We start from the raw sequence: 22528 nt of genomic DNA on the forward strand, positions 1-22528 counted from the left end.
CTTATCCCGGTTATATTGAACCCGAGCGATATCATCCCAAGGCATATGACCCTCCATCTTCTCATCAAAGACGGTTGAATCACAACCTATTGATATCGCTCAACTACTTTTAAATCTGGCTCTAAGACACTGACGGCAGGAGTCTTTCTTGATCCATTTTTCTAAGTGTATTCAAAAACGCGGTACGTGCAATCACAAACAACTGAATGAAGTCTTCGTCCTCTGCCCCACGGCCAGCATGTACAATACGCCCCCGCTTCTTATAAAGTTCCTTTACGACGTTAAATGCTCGATCCCTATCTGAACGATCCATACCAATACACTCGGCGATAGTAGAGGGAATCGCTTTTGATTTGTTTCGCTCATTGCTAACCCCCATCAAGATTTCCAACGCTGTCCAAATCAACGTAGTCGCAGTTTCAATGCGCCCCGTCCAAATCGATTGATCAAAAATACTGAACGCCCGACGGAAAGTTTCATCAGACATTGATTGCACTAATGTGGGGAGCAATTCCCGGACCTCATGCAAATCTGCAATTGATAAGAGCTGTCGTTCGCGTCGGAAGCACCCAATTTGAACTGTATGCGCCTCAAACATTCTTCCTCGAAACACATCGTTATTGGGCAATTCACCCAAAGGAATATCCGCAACAACAGCTAGCCTTATGGGAGCTTCTACTTTCAGTCGAAAAAGTGCAGCAATCAGCCAAGCAATCTCCAGCAGTGGAATGCCATTAAACGGAGAGCTATCAGTGACAATCAACTCGGCGCGACACTTGGAATGGAAACCTCCCTGCACGGCTGCCCATGGGCCCGGCGTGGGAGAGCCCTTAGGAGCTTCTGAGAAGGCAATCATTGGATGGCTGAACAACTCAAAAACAGATGAGCGTATTTCAATTCCCTCATTCAGTTCGTAACAATCTAAAGGTAACTCAATACCCGTTAGGCATCCCGACAGTTGACCAGACCCTACATCTGCCTTCACCACTAATCCCCCTTGGAAAGGCGCTACGTTGCCCCAGCTATTATATATAATCGAACGGAAGTGTGCAAAGTTGCAGCGCCATCAACGGTGGTGACTTTTGGTTCGCCATCAAGGCCGTTTGGAACGCGCAGGGCCTTGCTGTCCGCTCCAACATGCAAGTCCGAAAGATTCACGAGATCCGCACGGTCACCTTCGCGGATAAACCGAATGACCCTTGGTTCGTCGCTGCTGATGTTTGCCGTGCGCTCGGTGTTTATATGCGCATTCGCAATGGCTACGAGGAGGTTAGGAACGATTTTCTCAAGAAAAACCTGAATGATGTCGAGCATCTTCTCTCCCCCATTCCGATTAGGGGGGAAGGAGGTCAGCGGCATAAGCGGCAATGCGTCTCCGAAAGCGACCTGTACCGGCTACTCATGCGCTCCGACAAGCCCGAAGCCAAACAGTTCCAAGACTGGGTGACCCGCGATGTGCTCCCAGCGATCCGCAAGGACGGCATGTATGTCAAGGGTGAGGAGAAGGTGCTCACGGGTGAGATGTCGCTGGATGAGATGACACTTAAGGCTGTCGGGGGTTAAAACCGCCTCATACTGCACATGCAACGGCCATTCCGGGCGCTCCTCATTGACGACCAGCCGTGGTTCATCGCTAAGGACATCTGTTAAGCGCTTGGTTATGCCCATGTCGGCGCAGCCATACAGCAGCATGTCGAAGATCGCCAGCGGGATACTGTGGTGTTACACCACGCTATTCAGGGGCAATCCAAGCCAACTAGGAACCCCAGAAATCCGGGAGATTTTAAAACGACCTCATACAGAGGGGTGAGATACCCTCTCTTAGTGTCCCTCTATGGTTCCCTTAAGGTTACCTTAGAGTTATCCCTAGGTTACCCTAGGGTTCCCCAGATGCTCCCAGCAGCATTGCTCCTCCTACTTGGTCAGCAGTATCGCCTGTCTAGCGTCCTCATGGTTCACCGCTGGCCCTACAGACCACCAAGGCACCCAGCACCCAAGGGATACCCCAGCGGTTCCCCTGCGGTGACCGACAAGAGCCTCTGGGCGCATTCCTATACATTCTTCCTTATCTGGTCTCCTGCAAAGGAGATCGACTCCTGTAGCCCTCCTGAGCGCTGCCTGTGGCCCCTTCCTTGTGTCGGTCAGATGTGCGGCATGTCTCGGAGGGCAAGCCCTATAGGTCCCTGAAAGCCTGTCTATGCTTACATGTCCATTCTGGACAGTGGCCTTGATCAGCGACACATTTTTTTCTTTCGCCCCTCATCCCACCTTTTTTGCCTGATCGACTGCACCGGGTCTCCTGAACAACAGAATGGCCCCAGAAGCCCCTCAGGGACTCACTGAAGCCTGTTTGATCATTCTTGCCAGCCACTTAGCCCAGAGAGCCACATGACTCTGTACGGCCCTCTATGGACTCCCAAGCCCTATGCGGCCATTCGTTGCTCCGTAAGCTCGAACTCTTCAGCATGGGGGATTGAGCCACCGAACAGGAGTGCATGGCCATGAAGACAGGCTTCCCAGTAGTCAGGGCTTCAAGGGTGCTGGACGCTATGCGCTGACCTTGCTTGTTGTAGAAGTCGATAGCGAAGGTGATGGAGGGAATGTGTCTCTTGCTCATGGTCGGTTGCCTTTCCTGTTGCCCATAGGGCGTTGCGGTTAGGCTCCCCATTATTCACATCTCTAAGCTGTTGACACCACATTTAAATTCCCGCTTTTGGGACTGTCGAGGCTAGGGGGAATATGAACACTTAGAAGGCGCAGAAACGAGTCATTCCGGCTCTGATATGTCGATGAAATTTGCAGTGGATATTGCAGACACCCGCAACCAAAACAGGATGCAGTCAGGTGGCCCCAAGGACCCCAGCGACATTTTTGGGAGAAAAATCTCTGACCATAATCAGTATATGCTGAAGTTGGAGTGTCCCCCCGTGCCGGGGGTGGCCGGAGCGGAAAAGCCTATACCGGGTCATCATCCACAAAGCGCGGTACACAAAACGGTACATAGTTGGAGGGAGTAGATACATTTAACCCCTTAGAAGTCGCTGAAAACATTGACTTTTAAGGGGTTAATGGTGCCCAGGAGAGGACTCGAACCTCCACTTCCATACAGAAACTAGCACCTGAAGCTAGCGCGTCTACCAGTTCCGCCACCTGGGCAATCAGATGTGAGGCGGGTTTTAAGGATCCGGCATCGCCTTGTCAACGTAGCTTATAAAAAAATCGAAACTATTCACACCATTCGTCATCCAATGGATCGAGGCATGGGGCAAATGCTGATATTTGCGCTTCACAGACCTGTTCATAAGGATTAGGACAGGCAGAGGTTGTTGTTTTTGCGGCGTTGGAGTGGCTGCAACCAATTCGCACATCCGCGAATAACGGACCGGATAGACAGCGCGACAGGGGAGAGGTTTCATGGATACGGCTACAGGCAAAATCGTCACGATCTTTGGTGGCTCGGGCTTTCTGGGCCGTCACGTGGTGCGGGCACTGGCCAAGCGCGGCTATCGCATTCGCATCGCCGTGCGGCGACCGGATCTGGCCGGCTTCATGCAGCCCATGGGCAATGTGGGCCAGATCATGCCGATGCAAGCCAATTTGCGCGATGAGGCCTCTGTGGCCCGCGCCATTGATGGCGCGGATGCGGTGATCAATCTGGTTGGCATCCTGTATGAGACCAAAAAGCAGCGGTTCGCCACAGTCCACCGCGATGGGGCAAAGAGGATTGCCGAGGCCTGCGCCAAAGCTGGCATCAAGCAATTGGTGCAGATCTCGGCCATCGGAGCCGATGTCACGTCTCCTTCGGCCTACGCAAAGAGCAAGGGCGAAGGGGAAGATGCTGTCCTGCAAGCCTTGCCTGAGGCGGTGATTGTCCGCCCGTCGCTGCTGATTGGCAATGAGGATGATTTCTTCAATAAATTTGCCGAGATGGCGCGCCTGTCGCCCTTCCTGCCACTGGTTGGCGGGGGGCGCACTCTGTTTCAGCCGGTCTTTGTCGGCGATGTGGCCGAAGTGATTGCCCGCGGTGTCGACGGGACTTTGCAAGCGGGCACCATCTATGAACTGGGTGGACCGGACGTCAAGAGCTTCAAGGCACTGCTGGAGATGATGATGCGCGAAACGCGCAAGCGCCGTTTGTTGCTACCCATCCCCTATTTCGCAGCCAGTCTGATGGGGGCAATCTTCGAGAAACTGCCCAACCCGGTGCTGACGCGGGATCAGGTGACATTGTTGAAGCGCGACAATGTGGTATCCGACGCCGCCAAGGCCGAGGGGCGCTGCTTCGCAGGGCTCGGCATGAAGCCGCTGGCCATCGACGCCGTGATCCCGACCTATTTGTGGAGCTATCGCAGCACCGGACAATATGAAGCCAACCGCGCCCGCTAGGGGCGCGGCCGTCTCCCGCCTCACTCGGATGGCAAGGTAGGCATCAGGGGATGGCGCATGGCAAAGCTTGCCAGATCTTTCTTGCCCGGGGCGAGCCAGGCGGCCTCCGCAACGGCTGACAGACGCGGAAAGACCAGATAGTTGAACAGCTGCCGGTTCAACAGATTTTCACTCCAAATGCATCCCTGCAGGCCGATCACGCTCTGGGCATCGTCGCTGAAGCCCGCCAGCGGGTTGAACTGATAGGTTGCTTCCAGAGGGGTGGTTCCGGCCCAATCAAGGCCCGGTTCGTTCCAGTCGGGTCCTTGTGCCATATCCAGATAATAGGCCTGCCCCGGACACATCACGACCCGATAGCCTTCGCGGCTGAGGATGGGCCCGGTTTCAGGGTTCATCCACGCCATCAGAATGGTCTTGTCCGGGTCCAGCCCGCCGCCATGGGCGGCTTCCTGCCAGGCAACCGGGACTTTGCCTGCTCCGACCAACTGACGGGCGACGAAATTCAGAATGGCGGCCTGCATTTTCATGCTGTCCGGTTTGCCCGCCTCGTCCACATGGCCTTTGGCGCGGGCCCAGCTCATGGCTGAGCGGGAGCCATCCCACGCTCCGTCGGCCACCTCATCACCGCCAACATGGACAAAGGTGCCGGGAAACAGATCGGCCACTTCGCCAAAGATCGTCTCGAGAAACTGCCATGTGATGTTGAGGCCGGGATTGAGGGCATTGTTGACATAGCCCTGCACCGAGGCACCGCCTTCCATGGCACTGGGATCAAGCAGATCCGGGACAGCGACCAAGGCAGACTGACAATGACCGGGCACATCAAGCTCAGGCATCACATCGATATGCAGGCCTTCCGCATGGGAGAGGATGGTCTTGATGGTGGACTGGCTGTAGAAGCCGCCCACTTTCTCTGCCCCCCATCCGAGCTGCGGCACCAAGGGCAGACGATGCCCCCGGAACGCTCCGACACGGGTCAGGGATGGATAGGCAAGGCTTTCCAGCCGCCAGCCCTCGTCGTCGGACAGGTGCCAATGGAAGCGGTTGAGGCGGTTCCAGGCGAGAATGTCGAGGAAGCGTTCGATGGTCGCGGGCGCATAGAATTGCCGCGAGACATCCAGATGCATGCCGCGCCATTGATGGCTGGGCCAATCCTCGATCAGGCCATCTGACGGCATGGCATAGGCCTGCGGTGCTGCACGCGCACCGTGCCAGATTTGCGCCAGCGCGATCAGGCCATAGAATCGACCCGTGTCATCCCCGGCTTCCAGACGGACTGATCCATCCGAGAAAAGCAGGCGGTAGGCTCCTTTGCCCTTGCTCGCCAATCCCTGCTCGCCTTGATGCAGCGTCAGGGGTGCAGGCGTGCTGCAAGGATCGAACGGGCCTTTGTCGACCTGATAGAGCCGCTTGTAGAGGGCATTGACTTTGTCCAGTTGCTCGCAGCTGCCCTCAGTGTGAAGTGCCTCGGGCACAGAGCCTGCCCAGCTGTCGATCGCCACATGATTGGCCATTGGCAGCAAGCCCAGCTGGGGGCCTGTGCTAGACATATCAGATGGCAATGCTGCGCGGCGCATGTCAACGGGCTGATAGGGCGTGCCTTCCTTTTCAAGTGGCGCGCAGGCAACGGCTTGAGTCGTGTTGTCCGCAAAAATCAGAAAAGCCGAAGATGGCCCTTCCGTATAATGGCCGGGGCGATGGGAAAGGACCGGAATGGTGATCTGCCAGAGGCAGCCCGCCTTGTCGCCCACCACGGGCTCGATAGGGAGAAACTCGTGATAGTTGGCCACCCGACGCGCCAGACTGGCACCGATCAGTTCGGTGCCTTTGGGAATCCGGGTCAGCGCAGTCAATGCCAGCCGGGTACCTTTGGGGAGCGCTTGCCCGGCAGCCCCCATCAAAGTCAGTTTGATTTGGCCGGTTTTCGAACCATCATCGATCCAGAGGCTTTTGAGGACCAGCTCACCCTTCTCAGACATACTTTCTTCCTGCCATTCAAGCGTTTCCGATGGCGACCATACTGACCTCAGCGGCAGGAAAAGAAAAGAGATAGTGCCCCCCATCCAACAAATTGAAGCGGTGAGAACGCAAAGGGTGCAAAGCCGCAAAGTCGAACCGAGAGGATCGACCTTTTGACAAGCCTGTGGAAGACACGTAGAGAGAACAGCCTGCCCGGCCATTCTGCGAACCGGCATGAAGGACGGGACACAATCGCGAAAGGATGGGGTTTGATGCAAAGACAGCGCATTTCAACGGGTTCAGCAATGGAGCAAGAAGCAGGATATAGTCGAGCCGTCGTGGACGGAGACTGGTGCTTTGTGTCTGGGACCACCGGTTACAATTATGAAACGATGGAAATGCCATCCACCATATCGGGACAAGCCCATAATTGTTTTTCCAACATTGCCAATGTGCTCAGGGAGGCTGGCTTTGCGCTGAGCGATGTGGTCAGGGTGCATTATTATGTCACCAGCCGGGCCGGTGCTGACGAGGTCTTTCCGATCTTCGGCAAATATCTGGGTGACATCCGCCCTGCGGCTACGTTGATCATTTGCGAGCTGTTGCGCCCGGAGATGAAAATCGAGATAGAAGTGACCGCGCTCAAACGCACCAAGGCCGAGTAGATGGTCACTCCCAGACGGTATGATAAAGGCCCCGCATGCGGGGCCTTTGTGACTCAATCGCGGGCGGCTGCCTCGCGATGCAGGATATAGAGCGAAGCTGCGACAATCAGCAGAGCGCCGGGCCAGAAATAGCCGACCGGCGCAAAGCCAAAGGCCAGCCAGCCAGCCATCACATTGATCGGCAATTTGACATGGTCGAAGGGCTGAACATAGGCCGCATCCGCCACCGAATAGGCGCGCGCGATCAACAGCTGGGCGATATAAACCAGCAATCCCGAGGCCAGAATGATAACCAGCGCCATGCCGCCGGGTATCACCCAGCCGCTGCCAACCGCCAGCAGGCCGTTGATCGGCGTCATCAAAAGCAACAGATAGACGGTCACCGTGGCGGGGGCTTCGGCGGCTGTCAGTTGCTTGGTCATCAGTGATGTCGCCGCCCAGAAGATGGCAGCACCGACCGGCCAGAGCGCATGCCAGCTGAAGGCATCGGACCAAGGGGCCAGAATGATCATGCCACCGACAAAGCCAACGATGGTCGCGGTCAGGCGATGCAGGCCAATTTTTTCCTTCAGCAACAGGCTTGCCCCCAAGGTCACGAAGAAGGGGGAGGTCATGATCAGGGCAATGGCCTGCCAGATCGGCACATGGGCCAGCCCGGCCATCCAGGCCTGAACCCCAAGCACGGCAAACACCACCCTGAGAATATGGCGCCAGAGATATTGGGTGCGGGCCGCTGCCAGCCCGGTGCGCAACAACCATGGCAGGCTGATCAGCAAAGCCACGAAATATTGCCCGAACGCCACGACCGGAGAGGACAAGCCCATCCGCATGGTCAGATATTGGGTCGCCAGATTGACCAAGGCAAAGGCCAGTCCGGCAAGGATCATATAGATCGCGCCCATCAATGCATTGGACCGCAGGTCTGGTGCCTCGACAGTCAGGCCTGAATGGGAAGCTTGGGAGGAGTGGGAACTCTGATTCATATCGCATTCCTGAGTTGACTTGCGCTCTGATCAAACAGGAGACGCAAGAACACGTGTGAATCAGGACGCAAAGGGACAGCACGACACGCCGCTTCGGCGCAAAGCCCAAAGGCCGCCAAAGAGGTGCATCCCGTCTGTCTCATTCTCTTTCATCCGGACTGTAACCGTCGGCTCTGGCTTTGCACCAGATCTGCTGACCATTGGCTTGGGCCTTTGTTGGGCTTTGACCAATGCGCTCGCGGGCTTGAAGAGGCACAATTCGCCACTCCTTACCGCCGGTGGGGACTTCCACCCCGCCCCGAGAATAAGTGCCCGGCCGGTATGTTTCCCATTGAGCTGAAAATACCTGTCGCACGAGCCGAGATAAAATGCCGCCTTTTTGCTATAAAAGCAAGCGCGACGCTTTTTTAGGCAATTTTGGAGGAGGGAGAGATATCAAACGAGCCCGCAAAAAGCTGCGCTGACCCCAGAAACAACAAAAGGCGGGAGTCAAGGTCCCGCCCTTTTGTTTGGTATGGTGTGTGCCTCAAGCGAGGACTTTCAGGCCTTGGTTGGTCCTTCAGCCTGTCATCGTGATTCAGGCCTCCGGCTTGTGGTCTTGATGGACATCGCCTTCGGACGGTGCCTGCTTGGAATTGTGACGAGCCGCCATGAAGCGTTCGAACTCTTCCTTGTCCTTGGCCCGGCGCAGTTCGACCAGAAATTCTTCGAATTCGGCCTTTTCTGCTTCGAGTTTGCGACGTTCTTCTTCCAGACGTTCCATTTCAGCCTTGCGGTATTCATCGAAGGCTGCGTTGCCGGTCCGGCCAAAGCCGCTGCTGGACAGGCCACGGTCGCGACGATGGCGACATCCGGAGCCTTTGAATTCATGATCCACTCGCGATTTGATATCCTTGAATATTTCACGCATTTCTTCACCCCAGATGATATATGCCAACATTGCAAGACCAAGCGGCCAGAAGAAAATAAAACCAAGTATCATCAAGGCAACATTGGAAGCCTTCCAAGATGACTTAGTAGTAGCAGTCTGTGACATTGTCTCCCTTTCGATTGGAATTACATCTCCTTTACACACAAGCCACTCTTTCTTAGTTCCTGACTGGCTGTTGTGCTCTCACATCACGAGAAATGGTACGGTAAAGACCTGAGTTCAAGGGAAAGTGATGGTAATTTATTTTCAATCTCAGGGGTTGAAATGGAGCCTTTTTTACCATCTTGTCGCCACATTCACGGATGTTCTGACTTGCCCCTTAATCAGCGCCCCCGATAACAGATTGAAAGCAAATGGATTCCGGTCCGCATCTATCGGCTTTGAGGGCATTTTGGCGCATTTTGCGCAATTTTCGCACAAAAAAGGCCCCGGACATGCCGGAGCCGATTTGTCGCAGCAGTTTGGCAACGTTACGCCATCTCGATGACGAAATTTTCTTTGGCACGGCGCACTTTTTTCAGATTGACCAGCCAGTCGGCGGTTTCATCGCGATAACCCAATGGCAGCAGAAGCACCGAGCGCAAACCCCGCTCCTTGAGGCCAAGGATTTCGTCGACGGCTTCCGGGTCGAAGCCTTCCATCGGCGTGGAATCAACCTCCTCAAAGGCGGCTGCCGACAAAGCCATGCCAAGGGCGATATAGGCCTGACGGGCAGCATGCGCGTAATTCTCTTCCGCATCGCGCGGACCAAACATGCCCAGAAGACGCTGGCGATAGGCTTCCCATGCATCATCATTGACGCCGCGCTCCTCGATCACCTGATCGAACATCTGGTTGATGCGCTCCGGGGTATAGGTGTCCCAAGCAGCAAAAACCAGCAGATGGGACCCGTCGGAGACCTGCGCCTGACCGTAGGCAGCCTCCTTGATCTTGTCCTTGAGCGCTTTGTTGGTGACGACAATCAGCTCGAAAGGCTGCAGGCCACTGGAGGTTGGTGCCAGACGCACGGCTTCAACGATCCGGTCCACCTTGTCCTGCGGCACAGATTTTGTGGGGTCCATTTTCTTGGTTGCGTAGCGCCAGTTGAGTTTATCGAGATACATATTTTGCCTTTCTTGTAACACGAGCAACCTGCAAGCCTCCCCTTGCACTCGCTTCGAGTCGTGAAGTGTGGTACTGTTTCGTAACCACACATAAATACGTAACCAGCTGCAACATGCAAGAAGGCACATTTTTGATACCATGGAAAAAATTGATGAATGCAGCGAAAGCGGCTTCAGCTCTGTGAAATGCCCGACCGTTAGCGACATGCTGTCCCGTCTGGGGGACAAATGGACGGTGCTGGTGATCATGATGCTGCGCAGTGGTCCCAAACGCTTTGGAGTGCTGAAGCGGTCAGTTGTCGGCATTTCCCAACGGATGCTGACGCTCACATTGCGGGCGCTGGAGCGCGATGGCCTTGTCAGCCGCACGGTGTATCCGACCACACCGCCTGCGGTGGAATATGCGCTCACAGAGCTGGGACAATCCTTTGCCGAACCGATTGTCGGGCTGGGCAGTTGGGTGTTTGAGCATCATGACCGCATTCACACGGCCCGTGCGGCCTTTGATGCACGCAAGGCCCAAGAGGACAAAGCCAAGGAGCCAAACAGGCGCTAGATTGGCCCCTGCTCCCATCCTAGTAGATCACTCCCATCCTGGTAGATCACTTGGGTTTATTCAGCACCAGATCGTGGGTCCGCATGAAGTCGGCAATGCGGGGGGCGATTTCAGCGCGGAAGCGGGAGCCATTGAAGACACCATAATGGCCGACATCAGGCTGCTGGTAATGCACCTTCATGCTGTCTGGCAGTCCGCTGCACAGGCCCTGAGCCGCTTCGGTCTGGCCGGTGCCGGTGATATCGTCCTTTTCGCCCTCAACCGTCATCAAGGCGGTTTTGGTGATCTTGGCGCAATCGATGGTCCGCCCACGGTAGGTGAATGTGCCTTCGGGCAAGGCATGATCGATGAAGACGGCCTTGATCGTGTCGAGATAGAAGTCCTCGGTCATGTCCATGACGGCGAGATACTCGTCATAGAAATCACGGTGCTTCTCGGCGGAATCGCCGTCGCCAACGATCAGGTGGTTATAAAATTCCTGATGCGCACTGACGTGACGATCAAGATTCATACCCATGAAGCCACCCAGTTGCAGGAAACCGGGATAGACCCGGCGGCCAAAGCCCTGATGCGGGAAAGGCACAGTCATGATGACATTCTTGCGGAACCAGTCGATGCCTTTGCTGACCGCATAGTCATTGACGGCGGTTGGGGTGATGCGCGTGTCGATCGGCCCGCCCATCAGGGTCATGGAGGCCGGCGCCCGATGATCGTTGTCCTCATTCATCACCGAGACCGCCGCCAACACCGGAACGGACGGCTGGCAAACCGCCATCACGTGGGTGTTGGGGCCGAGATAGTGGATCATACCCATGATATATTCAATATAGTCATCGAGGCCGAAATCCCCCTCCTGCGCGGGTACAAGACGGGCATCGATCCAGTCGGTGATATAGACATCGTGACCGGGCAGCATGGTTTCTACCGTGCCGCGCAAAAGCGTCGCATAGTGACCGGACAAAGGTGCCACGATGAGGACTTTGGGGTCAGGCCTGTGGGCTGCAGGCAACATGCGCTCGAAATGGATGAGATTGCAGAAGGGGCGACGCCAGACAGTCTTTTCGTGCACCGAGGTGGCTTGCCCATCGACAGAGGTCTCAAACAGGCCAAATTCCGGTTTGCCATAGCGGCGGGTGGTGCGCTCGAACAGCTCGGCTGCGGCAGCCATCGTCTTGCCCCAGGGGGTCTGGGACAGGGGATTGACCGGGTTCTGCATGAAGATACGGGTAGCATCCGCCGCTGCCCGCCACGGGCTCAGCATGGCATGGTGCCATTCATAGAGCTGATAGACCGGCATCGGGATCATCGACATGTCCAGTTCCATGTGATCCTGCCAGTCGAAATAGTCCATATAGGGCAGGCCGGACATCATCCGGGTTGGATCGAACTGCTGCAGGTCGAGATTGTTCGGATCGAACCAGCCTTCGAAAGAGAAACTATCAAATTTCATCATATGATTCCTAAAACTGGTGATTCCTGATACAGGGCGACTGCTGAAACCGAACGCTACGCGTCGATTCTGTTCTGGCTTGCCTTGAAGCTCTTTTTGGGGCTTTGCCTTGTAGCCTGTGCCCTGCCTTGGGCTTTCACCAAACGGCCAGCCTTGGCTTGATGACCCTGATTTGCCTTCAGCGACATTTTATAAACAAGCGCTTGTTCTTCACTTATTGTGCAAGGCAATATAGTAAAGCCAGCCATCGCCAAAATTCAAGGTATTCACTTACCTCTTTAGGCGTAAGAATAACGAACCCATCCGTATTTGACACGGAAATTTGTTGCAACGCAACATAAATTCCCAAAAAAGCGCAGATAGGCTATTGCGGAATTTGTCCCGAGGGTGACAGTATGACCCGCAGCAAGAGCCTGACGGCATCCGTTCAGGCCGTTTCACATCAAGCCTTCATCATGCTTCCATCAAACCAATCCGATCCGATTTTCTCCAGCAGGCAGATCAAGTTGGGCACTCTCGTGGGCTTGCGCTGGCTGGCCATTCTGGGGCAAGGGTCAGCGGTTCTGTTTGTCTGGCTGGTGCTGGGCTATGAATTTCCAGGCTTGCTGTGTCTTGCCTTGGTCGGATTATCAGCCTGGCTCAATCTCTATCTGCATTTCCAGATTCGCAACAGTGTGCGGTTGGCTCCGGGTCCTGCGACGGGGTTGCTGGCCTATGATTCGGCCCAACTGGGCGGCTTGCTCTATTTGACCGGCGGGCTGCACAATCCCTTTGCACTGTTGCTGCTGGTGCCTGCTGTGGTCTCAGCCACCATGCAGCCAGCTCGCTACACCATTCCATTGACGGGCCTGATCGTCCTCATCGCAACTTTGCTGGTCTTCTTTCACATGCCTCTGCCATGGGCGGAAGCCACACCGCCGCAGTTCCCGATGATGTATGTGGCCGGGATCTGGCTGGCGATCCTTGTCACCATGCTGTTTCTAAGCGTCTATGCCCACCGGATCGCCCAGGAAGGCCATTTGTTGGCCAATGCCCTGTCGGCGACCGAACTGATCCTCGCCAACGAGCAGCATCTGACTACGCTGGACGGATTGGCGACAGCCGCTGCGCACGAATTGGGCACCCCGCTTTCAACCATCCAACTGGTGGCCAAGGAGCTGGAGCGCGAACTCGATCCGGCAGATCCCTTGCATGAGGATGCGCAATTGCTGCGCAGTCAGGCGGAACGTTGCCGTGAAATTCTGGGCAAGTTGCGCTCCCTGTCAGGGGATGACCATGCCAATTTCTCCAAGATGCGGTTGTCGTCGCTGATTTCGGAGCTGGTCGAGCCCTTTGAACTGTTCGATGTCGAGATTGTCCAGTCTTTCCCGACCGACCGGGACGATCATCCCGTTCTATGGCGCAATCCGGGGCTGATGTTCGGCCTTGGCAATCTGATCGAGAATGCCACCGATTTTGCAGCCTCACGGGTGGAGATCTCTGCGCAATGGAACGAGCGAACCCTGTCGATACGCATCGCCGATGATGGGCCGGGCTTTTCGGATGTCATGTTGCAGCGATTGGGCGACCCTTATGTCACCAGTCGACCTGAGCCGGGCCAACCGGATCGCTCTGCAATTCACAGGCCAGACACAGACACCATACTGTCGCAGGGGTTGAATGGCGGCGGGCTGGGCCTTGGCTTCTTCATCGCCAAGACCCTGCTTGAACGCACTGGTGGTCGGGTAGAAATCAGCAACCGCAATGGTGCAAAGAAGGGCAAGAAAAGCAAAAAAGTCCATAAAAACAGTGGAGCAGTGGTAGATATATACTGGCCACGAGCGGTTCTTGAGACAGATCAATAAAAGAAGTAAGTTTGATGCTAGATTTAAGTTATGAGACCGATTGCCACACTAAATTCCGCCAAGAGGAATCAATGCTAGGGTTTGGCAAGGGCAAGAAGGACGACCAACCATGACGCTTACTGACCAAATTTCGAGCACTCAGCCTGGATATCTTCTGTTAGTTGATGATGATCGTCCCTTCCTCATCCGCCTCGCACGTGCCATGGAAAGCCGTGGCTTCACCATTCAGACCGCCGATAGCGTGGCCGAAGCCCTGATGATCGTCAAGGTCGAGCCGCCCCGCTATGCCGTGGTTGATATGCGACTTGGCGACGGCAACGGACTCGATGTGATCGAGGCCATCCGCAACACCAACCCCGACGCTCGGACCATCATGCTGACGGGCTATGGCAATATCACAACGGCCGTGACGGCCGTCAAACTCGGTGCGGTTGACTATCTGGCCAAGCCCTCCGATGCGGATGACATCTATGCTGCCTTGATGAATGAAGGGGGACAAAAGTCCGAGCCGCCGGAAAACCCCATGTCCGCCGATCGCGTACGGTGGGAGCATATCCAGCGGGTCTATGAATTGTGTGATCGCAACGTGTCCGAGACGGCACGCCGCCTGAACATGCACCGTCGCACCCTGCAGCGGATTCTTGCCAAGCGCGCACCCCGTTAAACCAACGCTGAACTAACCCGGCGCTCACCTGATCCGTCTCTCCTGCCATCGGTCAGGAGGCGTTCGCTTACGGCCATCGACCCGATGCAAAGGGTCAGATACAAAAAAACCGGCCAGCGGCCGGTTTCATCTCTTGTGCCTTTGATCCGCAATTCCGCAAAGGAATCGCCAAAGTCTGAAAATCAGACTTAGAGGATTTCAAGGTTTGCAGCGCTTTCGCGGCCATCACGACCGGTCTGCAGCTCGTAGGATACTTTCTGGTTTTCGTCCAGGCCAGAAAGACCGGAACGCTCTACAGCAGAAATGTGTACGAAAATATCTTTGCCGCCATCTTCAGGGGCAATGAAACCAAACCCTTTGGTTGGGTTGAACCATTTAACGGTGCCGTTAGCCATAACCGTTGTCTCCAAATAGTATGCTATCCGCACGATGCGATAGCTCGGCGTAGCTCGTCTGTATCGAAAGACTGACGCCCAAAGGAAGTCCAACGGGGTAGAGCAGTGTCGAATAGAAAAGTCCAGCACGGAAGAATTGCCACAAGACCTTCGCGAAATCAAGCGCGAACTGCTACCAAAGATCCCCTTCCCAGAGTTCTGTATCCTTAAGTGCGTCGACTTCGGCTTGCGGTCGATCCAACAGATCGAAGGAAGCCATCAAATTTTGGCAGGCTCTATATGGATTGGCACTCCGGGGTCATGAATGGCGTGAAGTCGGCTGGCGGCCACCTGTGCAAATCTCAGGGTCACGGCCTTTCGGCGGGCGGCGGCCAGCTTGCTAAGCTCAACGTCGCGGACAATCTCCGCCCCATGAGAATCGGCGATGATCAGACCTGCTTCCTGAGGAAAAATCTCCGCCGGGGTCTGTTGATTGGTGGCGAAGAAAAGTCTGTCGCAATAGTCCCAATAATCAGGCCACTTGCTGTCCGCCCGGAAATCCGCCAGAGAAGACTTGATTTCGACGATCCAGATTTCTCCCTTGCCATTGATGGCAAAAAGATCGGCACGGCGACCTGATTTCAGCGTCAATTCCGGGATCGAGACAAAGCCATGCCGCCGGAGCAGGCGGGCGGTGCCACGTTGGATCTCCAAAGCCCGTTCTGATTGGCGCCCATCCACCGGGGCGGATATCTCCGGCTCGATCATGCGTCCCATTCTGTCCGTTGCCTTTCATGCTTGCTATTTTGTGTCTGCGTTGCGATGCCCGTCCGGGCCGTTATCCCAGCACCGTCGTCACCGCCTTGCGGAAGCCGGTGACAAAGTCTTCAATATGGCTCTCCTCGATGATCAGGGGCGGCGAGACCGCAACGGCATCCCCCAGCCCACGCACCATCACCCCCTCTTTCCAGCAGGCCTTGAGCAATTGCGGGCCGATGCTGCCGGGCTTGTCATCGAAGGGCGCGAACTCAATTGCGCCAATGAGGCCGATGCCGCGCACATCAATCACCCGCGGCAGGTCGGCCAAGCCATGCAAGACGTCTTGCAACGCATCGCCAATCGGGCCTGCTGCACGGGTGAAAAGCGCATCCCGCTCATAAAGATCCAGACAGGCCATCGAAGCAGCGCAGGCGAGCGGATGGGCGGAATAGGTATAGCCATGGAACAATTCCATGCCCGAGCTGCTGTCAAAGATCGCGGCCTTGACCGCATCGCTGCAGGCCACAGCTCCCATCGGGATGGTCGCCGAGGTGATGCCCTTGGCCATTGTCATGATATCGGGCTCGACGCCGAAGCGTTGGGCGGCAAAGGCAGCCCCCGTTCGGCCAAAACCGGTAATCACCTCGTCAAAGATCAACAAAATGCCATGCTCCGAACACAGGGCACGCAGACGCTCCAGATAGCCCTTTGGCGGCAACAAGACGCCACCCGCTCCGGCAATCGGCTCGACAATAACCGCAGCGATGGTATCCGGGTCATGGAAGCGGATCAGATTGGCCAACTCCTCTGCCATCGCCTCGCCGCCCTGTTCTGGCTGGCCCTTGGAGAAGGCATTGAGCGACAGATCATGGGTATCCTTGAGGTGATCGACAGGCAACCATTGACCAAAGGCCTTGCGATTGGCGGTCAGGCCGCCAAGAGAGACTCCAGCGAAATTCACCCCGTGATAGGCCCGCTGGCGGGCAATCAGCTTCTTGCGGCCTGCCTGCCCCTCTGCGTCGTGATAGGCGTAGGCGATCTTGACGGCGGTCTCGACCGCTTCAGAGCCGGAATTGGCAAAGAACAGGGTGTTGAGGTCTCCGGGCAACAAAGCAGCCAGTCGCTCGGCCAGTTGAAAGGAAAGCGGATGGCCGAAACTGAAGGAAGGGGCAAAATCCAGCTCGGCAAATTGCGCCTTGATCGCCTCACCAATTTCCGTACGGCCATGGCCGAGATTGCAGCACCAGAGACCACCGGACATATCGAGGATCTTGTCGCCATCCTTGGTCAGATAATGCATGCCCCTGGCTTCCACAATCAGGCGCGGATCGGCGGCAAAATCCTGATTGGCGGTGAAGGGCATCCAGTGATGGTCAAAATTGACCGCTCTGTTTTTGGCATAGGTGGGCATGGCAGATCTCTTCAGGCCAGATGACGGATCGGGGCTTGTGCAGACTCTGGGCTGATTTGACGACATTCGCCGATGGGCTGCAAGTCCCTTTTGCGCTGTCTGCCCCTGCCGGATCTGCCTGCGTGATCAGAGAGCCACCCCTGCCGCATGGCCGCTGGCCCATGCCCACTGGAAATTGAAACCGCCGAGATGGCCGGTCACATCAAGCACCTCGCCAACGAAATAGAGCCCGCTCACGTTATTCGCTTCCATGGTCTTTGAGGAAATGGCGCGGGTGTCGACGCCGCCCAAGGTCACCTCGGCAGTGCGATAGCCTTCGGTGCCAATCGGGGTAACCGACCAGCGATGAACCGCTTCATCGAGTTTGGTCAGTATCTTGTTGCCCTGTTCGCCCATCGGCCCTTTGAAACCGTCTCGCACGCAAATGGCCTTGGCCAGACGCTTTGGCAACAGACCGGACAGGGCGGTGGCAATGTCCTGCTTGGGATTGTCACTCCGCGCTTTGGTCATATGCTCAAGGCAGGATTGGCCGGGTGCCAGATCGACGATGACGGGCATGCCTTCGCGCCAATAAGAGGAAATCTGCAGGATCGAGGGACCGGACAGGCCACGATGAGTGAAGAGCAGGCCTTCGCGGAAGCTGGTCTTGCCGACCTTGACCACCGCATCCACAGACAGGCCAGACAGGGGCACGGTCCAGCTTTTCTCCGCTTCGGCGAAGATGAAAGGCACCAAAGCGGCGCGCGTTTCCTGCAACGGAATCCCGAATTGCTTGGCAATGTCATAACCAAGACCGGTGGCACCCATTTTGGGGATCGATTTACCGCCGGTGGCAACCACCACATTGCGGGCCAGTTCGGTGCCGCGACCGGTCGCAACCTGATACAAATCATCGCTCTTGTCGACCGCCTTGATGGCCGTGTCGAGCCGCAAGGTGCCACCCGCCGCCCGCAAATGATCGAGCAGCATGGTGATGATGTCCATGGCGCTGTCATCGCAGAAAAGCTGGCCGAGGGTTTTCTCGTGCCAGGATATGCGGCGCTCGTCGACCATGGCGAGAAAATCCTTCGGCGTGAATCCCCGCAAGGCGGAAATGCAAAAGCGCGGATTGGCGGAAAGGAAGTTCTTCTCGGTGGTGTTGAGATTGGTGAAGTTGCAGCGCCCACCGCCAGAGATGCGGATTTTTTCCGCCGCCTTTTTGGCGTGGTCGAGTACCAGCACTTTGCGTCCACGCCGGGCGGCAGTGATTGCGGTCATCAAGCCGGCCGCCCCCGCCCCCAGAATGATCGCATCCCAAATGGGCTGCCCTGCCCGGCTGGTTTGTCCGGTTTGCTTGTCTTTGGGGTCAGTCGATGTCATGGCCAGTGCCTGTCATGCATGAGGAGTGATCTGGCTGGCAATAAAGAATGGGAGGGGCAGCGTCAAGCTGCTCCGCTTTTGACGTCGCGGTTCAGAGTGCTGCCTCAGGCCTGGCGATGGCGCTCGACAAAGGGCGTGACGGGAATGTCGGTCTGCTCCAGCAGCGCCTGTTCAAACTCGCGCGGCGGCTTGGGTCTAGCAAAAAGAAAGCCCTGAGCACTGTCGCAATGTTCCTGCTTGAGATGATTGGCGCTGGCTTCGGTTTCCACCCCTTCGGCGATCACTTCCAATCCCAGCGAATGGGCCAGATTGATGGTGGCGCGAACAATCGCAGCGTCGGACGGATTGCCGATCATGTCCCTGACAAAGGACTGGTCGATCTTGAGGCGATCGACAGGGAAATGCTTGACGTAGGACAGCGATGAACAACCGGTGCCAAAATCATCAATGGAAATCTTGACGCCAAGATCACGCAGCTGGCCAAGCTGGATTGCCACCTGATCCTTGTCATGCAGGACGATGCTTTCGGTCAATTCCAGATCGAGCAGGTGCGGTGGCATTCCGGTCTCACCCAGAATGCGGGCAACCAGCAACGGCACCGACTGGCGCTGGAACTGAACAGGGGAGAGATTGACGCCAATGGTGAAGTCCGGCAGGCCCTTGGCCTTCCAGGCCGCGCCCTGTCGACAGGCTTCGCGCAGCACCCATTCATTGATCGGCATGATCATGCCATTGCGCTCGGCCCGGGCGAGAAACTGGCTTGGCGGGATCAGGGACCCGTCTTCCCCGCGCATCCTGAGCAAGGCCTCGCAGCCAATGATGGCGCGGGTCCCCAGATCCACCTGCTGCTGATAATGCAGTTCGAAACGCCCCTCTTCGAGGGCCTTGCGCAAATTGTTGTCAAGCTCCTGCTCTTCACGGGCGCGGGCATCCATATTGGCCGAGAAGAGGCAATAACCGTTGCCGCTGGCTTTCTTGGTGCGATACATTGCCAGATCGGCGTTGCGCACCAGTTTTTCGAAATCCTGTCCATCTTCTGGGTGTATCGCAATGCCCACCGACGCGGTGACGGGGGTGGTGATGTCGACCTTGGCGATGGCCGAGGGCAGAATATCCGCAATCGCCTTACCCATGCGCTCGATTTGCTGGTCGCCTCTGGTGTTCACCTGAAGGATGGCAAACTCGTCGCCACCCAGACGGGCAACCAGATCATTCTTGGAGGCGATGGAGCGCAGGGCCGCGCCCACATGAACCAGCAACTCGTCGCCGGTCGCGTGACCGTTGAGGTCATTCACCTGCTTGAAGCCATCCAGATCGATGAGATGGAGCGCAAAGCGTCCATCGCCACGGCGGCAGCGGCCAATTTCCCTGTCCACCCGGTCACGCATCAGGGTGCGATTGGCAAGGCTGGTCAAGGCGTCATGATGCGCCATGTGATGGAGGTGATTTTCCGCCGCCTTGCGGTCGGTGATGTCCTGAGAGGAGCTGACCACGCCGATGACGGTGCCATTCTCGATCAGGGTCGATTTGGAGGTCAGAAAGATCCGCTTCTTGCCATCGGCCCCGACAATTTCCTCTTCAAAGGACCGCAGGCCCTTCTTGGATGACACGACAAGCTGGTTGATGGTCATGGTCAACTCGGCCTGCTTGGTTCCGAACACGTCCGAATATTGCTTGCCGACCACCTCTTCGGGCTTCAAGCCGAGATAATTGGCCTGAAAGACATTCATGAACAGAATGCAGCCATCGAGATCGGTCGCGCTGACCATCACCGGCAAGGTGTTGATCACATGGACGAGACGGCTCTCATTTTCGCGCTGGGTCCAGGCGAGGATGCTTTCGCTTTTCTTGAGGGATTCCAGCAACGAGTCCGCCCTGTTCGACAGCATCTGGCTCTGTCGATACATTTTCAGCAAATTGCGGGCCCGGGCGACAAACTCCCGATGATCGACGGGACTCGTCAACAGATCCGTCGCACCGGCATCAAGCGCCCGCAGACGATATCCGCGGTCCTCCATCACCGTGACGGCGATGATCGGGATGTCCTGTGTACGCGGATTGACACGGATGCGGGAAATGAACTCATCGCCTAGCATTTCGGGCAAATCGAAGGAGGTCAGGATGAGATCCGGATCATGGTCCCCCAGCCAGCGCAATGCCCGCACGGGCCTTGCAAAACAAACCACCTCGGTGTCTTGCTCGATGCGTTTGGCGATCTGGCTATAGATCTGCCTGTTTGTCTTCTGGTCATCAACGATGAGGATTAGTGCCATAACAACTCGCGACCCGTCAGCCCTGCATGCCAGCATGCCACGGGCGGCCTGCCAACTTCATTGGAGGAGCTTAGCGAAGGAAAGTTAATGCGGTGGCTAGCGCGTATTTTATCCAAGGCTATCCCACCCAAAAGCTAAGGCTATCCTTAACGAAGTCTGAACGGCCTGAGGCCGGCCTTCAGCGCAGGCCGCTCCAAGGATCATTTGACGTTCTTCGGCCGATCTTTTTGCCCTTTTGCCGATAGGCTGCATCGAGTTGCTGGGCCTTGGCGATGGCAGCCGTTGCTTCCGGGCTATATTGCAAATCTGCCCTGCGTGCTCCAGACACCGTCAATTGCCCCGTCGAAGCAAGAAAGGAATAGAGGGCGATGACCGAGTCAGCCTGGGAATAGATCTCCAGTTCCTGGGCATCAAGCAAGGCGACCTCTGCATCGAGAATATCGAGGAAGGATCGTTGCCCGGCCTTCTCTTCGATCCGGATGCCCTTGAGCAACTCACGCGCAGCCCTGACTTCGGCCTTGGCCTGTTTCAGTTTGGCTTGAGACGCCTTGTTGCGCAGGAATTGCTCACTGGCGTCAGCCTTGATGCGGGCAGTCAGTGCATTGGTCAGATGGGTACGCTGGTTGTGTTCTGCCCGGGCTTTCTGCACACCGGCAAGGCGCGTGCCCCCGTCAAAGAGAGGAAGGCTCAGGCGCAGACCGACGCTGCTTTCCTGCTTGTTGGGCTCGGAATGGCTGGAGGCGAATGTGCGGGTGGTCTCGCCCGTCAGATCAAGGGTGGGCAGGAAGGCGCCCTTGGCCGCCTTGACGGCATATTCAGAAGCCTTGGTGTTGGCGCGCGACGCTCTCAGGTCGGGATGCATGCGCAGGGCCTTCTTCACCGCTTCGTCTGCATCTTTGGGCATGAAGCGGACGGGCATTTGCGGATAGATCAGGTCGCCCGGCCTGTAGCCGACAAGGCTTTCATAGCGCCCGGCAGCCCCGCCAAGATCGGCCTGTGCGCCCTCAAGCGAAGCGCGGGCACGATAGATAAGAGCATCGGTTTTCGACAGATCCGTCTTGGTCAACTCCCCTGCCCGGATTCGCGCCTTGGTGGCCCGACGTTGTTTGAGCATGGTGTCCAGATGGCGGCGGCGCAGCTTGATCATCTTGCGGGCGGCATAGACATCCATATAGGCCTTCACCGCTTCGAGCAGGATCTGGCGCTCGCGGTTGCGGACCTTGTAGTGAGCCGATTTTTCTTCATATTTGGAGCGCAGGATGTTGTTGCGGGTCTGAAAGCCGTTGAACAGGCGCTGGCTGGCACTCAGGCCATATTGGCTCGTACGCAAGCGGGAATATCCGCCACTCTTCAGCTTACTCTCTTCATAATTCTGCGACAGGGTAGCGTTGACCTTTGGATACAGCGCAGCACGGGCCTCTTTCGACTGGGCTTTCTTGATATCGCGGGCGGCTTCCTCGGCTCGGATGTCGGGATTGTTGTCGTAGACGTCATAGAGCATCTGGGCAAGATTGTCTGCCTTGACCGGTCCGCTCAGGGCGCAGACACAAAGTGCCAGACAGGCCAAGACCCATCCCACGCGCCACCTTGGCGGCGTCACGAAAGAATGGTGCCTGCTGCTTTGACTCGACTGGTACGCAACGGACATGCCTGTTTTGACCTCACCCTGGATCTCGTTGATGTCGATGAACGACATGGTTCGCGAAACGGCATGGCCCCCCATCAAGGCGCATGCACTCCCTGTGATTATTGGCTACTTATGGTTAATAAACAGCTAAGCAAGACCGGGTTGAGCGACGGTGCGATGGTGA

At 56.4% G+C, this 22528-nt stretch carries 18 protein-coding genes, 1 tRNA gene and 1 riboswitch; of the genes, 6 read left to right on the forward strand and 13 right to left on the reverse strand.

Annotated elements, in window-relative coordinates; translation table 11 throughout:
* Nucleotides 1-121: 121 nt before the first annotated feature.
* Nucleotides 122-985, reverse strand: coding sequence for a HEPN domain-containing protein (locus FDK21_RS19650; RefSeq protein ID WP_138150580.1), 864 nt, complete (start codon nt 983-985; stop codon nt 122-124).
* Nucleotides 986-1047: 62 nt separating this feature from the next.
* Between FDK21_RS19650 and FDK21_RS19655 the strand changes: the two genes are divergently transcribed.
* Nucleotides 1048-1563 (forward strand): BRO family protein, encoded by a 516-nt coding sequence (locus FDK21_RS19655; protein WP_246657634.1) that lies wholly within the window; start codon nt 1048-1050, stop codon nt 1561-1563.
* A gap of 1506 nt (nt 1564-3069) precedes the next feature.
* Here FDK21_RS19655 and FDK21_RS19660 read toward each other — a convergent pair.
* Nucleotides 3070-3156: transfer RNA gene (locus tag FDK21_RS19660), tRNA-Leu, on the reverse strand.
* 258 nt (nt 3157-3414) lie between these two features.
* Between FDK21_RS19660 and FDK21_RS19665 the strand changes: the two genes are divergently transcribed.
* The gene (locus FDK21_RS19665; RefSeq protein WP_138150581.1) at nt 3415-4386 is read left to right on the forward strand and encodes a complex I NDUFA9 subunit family protein; all 972 of its coding nucleotides are present in this window, start codon (nt 3415-3417) and stop codon (nt 4384-4386) included.
* A gap of 20 nt (nt 4387-4406) precedes the next feature.
* Here FDK21_RS19665 and FDK21_RS19670 read toward each other — a convergent pair whose 3' ends face one another.
* The gene (locus FDK21_RS19670; RefSeq protein WP_171022188.1) at nt 4407-6365 is read right to left on the reverse strand and encodes a beta-N-acetylhexosaminidase; all 1959 of its coding nucleotides are present in this window, start codon (nt 6363-6365) and stop codon (nt 4407-4409) included.
* Between the two features lie 252 nt (nt 6366-6617).
* On the opposite strand from FDK21_RS19670, the gene FDK21_RS19675 reads away from it, so the two are divergent.
* Nucleotides 6618-7010 carry a RidA family protein gene (locus tag FDK21_RS19675; RefSeq protein WP_138150583.1) on the forward strand — a complete coding sequence of 131 codons (393 nt, stop codon included), beginning with the start codon at nt 6618-6620 and terminating at the stop codon, nt 7008-7010.
* Between the two features lie 53 nt (nt 7011-7063).
* On the opposite strand, the gene FDK21_RS19680 is transcribed toward FDK21_RS19675, so the two are convergent.
* The 3 genes from FDK21_RS19680 to FDK21_RS19690 all read right to left on the reverse strand — a co-directional run bounded on the left by FDK21_RS19680 (nt 7064) and on the right by FDK21_RS19690 (nt 10027).
* A complete protein-coding gene (locus FDK21_RS19680) occupies nt 7064-7912 on the reverse strand; it encodes a DMT family transporter (RefSeq protein ID WP_138150593.1) in 849 nt (282 codons plus the stop codon).
* Between the two features lie 218 nt (nt 7913-8130).
* Nucleotides 8131-8303, reverse strand: a riboswitch (FMN riboswitch).
* A 267-nt stretch (nt 8304-8570) separates the two neighbouring features.
* Nucleotides 8571-9029: a DUF2852 domain-containing protein gene (locus FDK21_RS19685; RefSeq protein WP_114007934.1), complete on the reverse strand. Its 459-nt coding sequence runs from the start codon at nt 9027-9029 to the stop codon at nt 8571-8573.
* 365 nt (nt 9030-9394) lie between these two features.
* On the reverse strand, nt 9395-10027 hold the full coding sequence (locus FDK21_RS19690; RefSeq protein WP_114007935.1) for an NAD(P)H-dependent oxidoreductase: 633 nt from the start codon (nt 10025-10027) through the stop codon (nt 9395-9397).
* Nucleotides 10028-10232: 205 nt separating this feature from the next.
* Between FDK21_RS19690 and FDK21_RS19695 the strand changes: the two genes are divergently transcribed.
* Nucleotides 10233-10583 carry a helix-turn-helix domain-containing protein gene (locus tag FDK21_RS19695; RefSeq protein ID WP_171022203.1) on the forward strand — a complete coding sequence of 117 codons (351 nt, stop codon included), beginning with the start codon at nt 10233-10235 and terminating at the stop codon, nt 10581-10583.
* A 46-nt stretch (nt 10584-10629) separates the two neighbouring features.
* Here the strand turns inward: FDK21_RS19695 and phaZ are convergent, their stop codons facing one another.
* The gene (phaZ, locus tag FDK21_RS19700) at nt 10630-12033 is read right to left on the reverse strand and encodes a polyhydroxyalkanoate depolymerase (RefSeq protein ID WP_280955300.1); all 1404 of its coding nucleotides are present in this window, start codon (nt 12031-12033) and stop codon (nt 10630-10632) included.
* Nucleotides 12034-12428: 395 nt separating this feature from the next.
* Here phaZ and FDK21_RS19705 point away from each other — a divergent pair, with 395 nt between their 5' ends.
* Nucleotides 12429-13877 (forward strand): ActS/PrrB/RegB family redox-sensitive histidine kinase, encoded by a 1449-nt coding sequence (locus FDK21_RS19705; RefSeq protein ID WP_246657635.1) that lies wholly within the window; start codon nt 12429-12431, stop codon nt 13875-13877.
* Between the two features lie 109 nt (nt 13878-13986).
* Nucleotides 13987-14541: an ActR/PrrA/RegA family redox response regulator transcription factor gene (locus tag FDK21_RS19710; RefSeq protein ID WP_114007938.1), complete on the forward strand. Its 555-nt coding sequence runs from the start codon at nt 13987-13989 to the stop codon at nt 14539-14541.
* 188 nt (nt 14542-14729) lie between these two features.
* Here FDK21_RS19710 and FDK21_RS19715 read toward each other — a convergent pair whose 3' ends face one another.
* From FDK21_RS19715 to FDK21_RS19740, 6 genes are all read right to left on the reverse strand, one after another.
* Nucleotides 14730-14936, reverse strand: coding sequence for a cold-shock protein (locus FDK21_RS19715; RefSeq protein ID WP_114007939.1), 207 nt, complete (start codon nt 14934-14936; stop codon nt 14730-14732).
* A gap of 258 nt (nt 14937-15194) precedes the next feature.
* Nucleotides 15195-15692, reverse strand: a complete 498-nt coding sequence (locus tag FDK21_RS19720) for an MmcB family DNA repair protein (protein WP_138150585.1) — start codon at nt 15690-15692, stop codon at nt 15195-15197.
* Between the two features lie 61 nt (nt 15693-15753).
* Nucleotides 15754-17085 (reverse strand): aminotransferase class III-fold pyridoxal phosphate-dependent enzyme, encoded by a 1332-nt coding sequence (locus tag FDK21_RS19725; protein WP_138150586.1) that lies wholly within the window; start codon nt 17083-17085, stop codon nt 15754-15756.
* Between the two features lie 126 nt (nt 17086-17211).
* Nucleotides 17212-18444, reverse strand: a complete 1233-nt coding sequence (locus tag FDK21_RS19730; RefSeq protein ID WP_138150587.1) for an NAD(P)/FAD-dependent oxidoreductase — start codon at nt 18442-18444, stop codon at nt 17212-17214.
* A gap of 104 nt (nt 18445-18548) precedes the next feature.
* Nucleotides 18549-20717: an EAL domain-containing protein gene (locus FDK21_RS19735; RefSeq protein WP_171022193.1), complete on the reverse strand. Its 2169-nt coding sequence runs from the start codon at nt 20715-20717 to the stop codon at nt 18549-18551.
* Nucleotides 20718-20895: 178 nt separating this feature from the next.
* Entirely contained in the window at nt 20896-22296 is a 1401-nt protein-coding gene (locus tag FDK21_RS19740) for a TolC family outer membrane protein (RefSeq protein WP_171022196.1), read from the reverse strand.
* Nucleotides 22297-22528: the final 232 nt, after the last annotated feature.

Source organism: Cohaesibacter sp. CAU 1516 (genome assembly GCF_005771485.1).
Taxonomy (GTDB): domain Bacteria; phylum Pseudomonadota; class Alphaproteobacteria; order Rhizobiales; family Cohaesibacteraceae; genus Cohaesibacter; species Cohaesibacter intestini.

Coding starts and splice junctions, on each gene's coding strand:
- FDK21_RS19735 (WP_171022193.1), bottom strand. CDS start 20,717: ATGGCACTAATCCTCATCGTTGATGACCAGAAGACAAACAGGCAGATC.
- FDK21_RS19675 (WP_138150583.1), top strand. CDS start 6,618: ATGCAAAGACAGCGCATTTCAACGGGTTCAGCAATGGAGCAAGAAGCA.
- FDK21_RS19705 (WP_246657635.1), top strand. CDS start 12,429: ATGACCCGCAGCAAGAGCCTGACGGCATCCGTTCAGGCCGTTTCACAT.
- phaZ (WP_280955300.1), bottom strand. CDS start 12,033: ATGAAATTTGATAGTTTCTCTTTCGAAGGCTGGTTCGATCCGAACAAT.
- FDK21_RS19680 (WP_138150593.1), bottom strand. CDS start 7,912: ATGGGCGCGATCTATATGATCCTTGCCGGACTGGCCTTTGCCTTGGTC.
- FDK21_RS19665 (WP_138150581.1), top strand. CDS start 3,415: ATGGATACGGCTACAGGCAAAATCGTCACGATCTTTGGTGGCTCGGGC.
- FDK21_RS19715 (WP_114007939.1), bottom strand. CDS start 14,936: ATGGCTAACGGCACCGTTAAATGGTTCAACCCAACCAAAGGGTTTGGT.
- FDK21_RS19720 (WP_138150585.1), bottom strand. CDS start 15,692: ATGGGACGCATGATCGAGCCGGAGATATCCGCCCCGGTGGATGGGCGC.
- FDK21_RS19730 (WP_138150587.1), bottom strand. CDS start 18,444: ATGACATCGACTGACCCCAAAGACAAGCAAACCGGACAAACCAGCCGG.
- FDK21_RS19685 (WP_114007934.1), bottom strand. CDS start 9,029: ATGTCACAGACTGCTACTACTAAGTCATCTTGGAAGGCTTCCAATGTT.
- FDK21_RS19690 (WP_114007935.1), bottom strand. CDS start 10,027: ATGTATCTCGATAAACTCAACTGGCGCTACGCAACCAAGAAAATGGAC.
- FDK21_RS19725 (WP_138150586.1), bottom strand. CDS start 17,085: ATGCCCACCTATGCCAAAAACAGAGCGGTCAATTTTGACCATCACTGG.
- FDK21_RS19695 (WP_171022203.1), top strand. CDS start 10,233: ATGCTGTCCCGTCTGGGGGACAAATGGACGGTGCTGGTGATCATGATG.
- FDK21_RS19710 (WP_114007938.1), top strand. CDS start 13,987: ATGACGCTTACTGACCAAATTTCGAGCACTCAGCCTGGATATCTTCTG.
- FDK21_RS19670 (WP_171022188.1), bottom strand. CDS start 6,365: ATGTCTGAGAAGGGTGAGCTGGTCCTCAAAAGCCTCTGGATCGATGAT.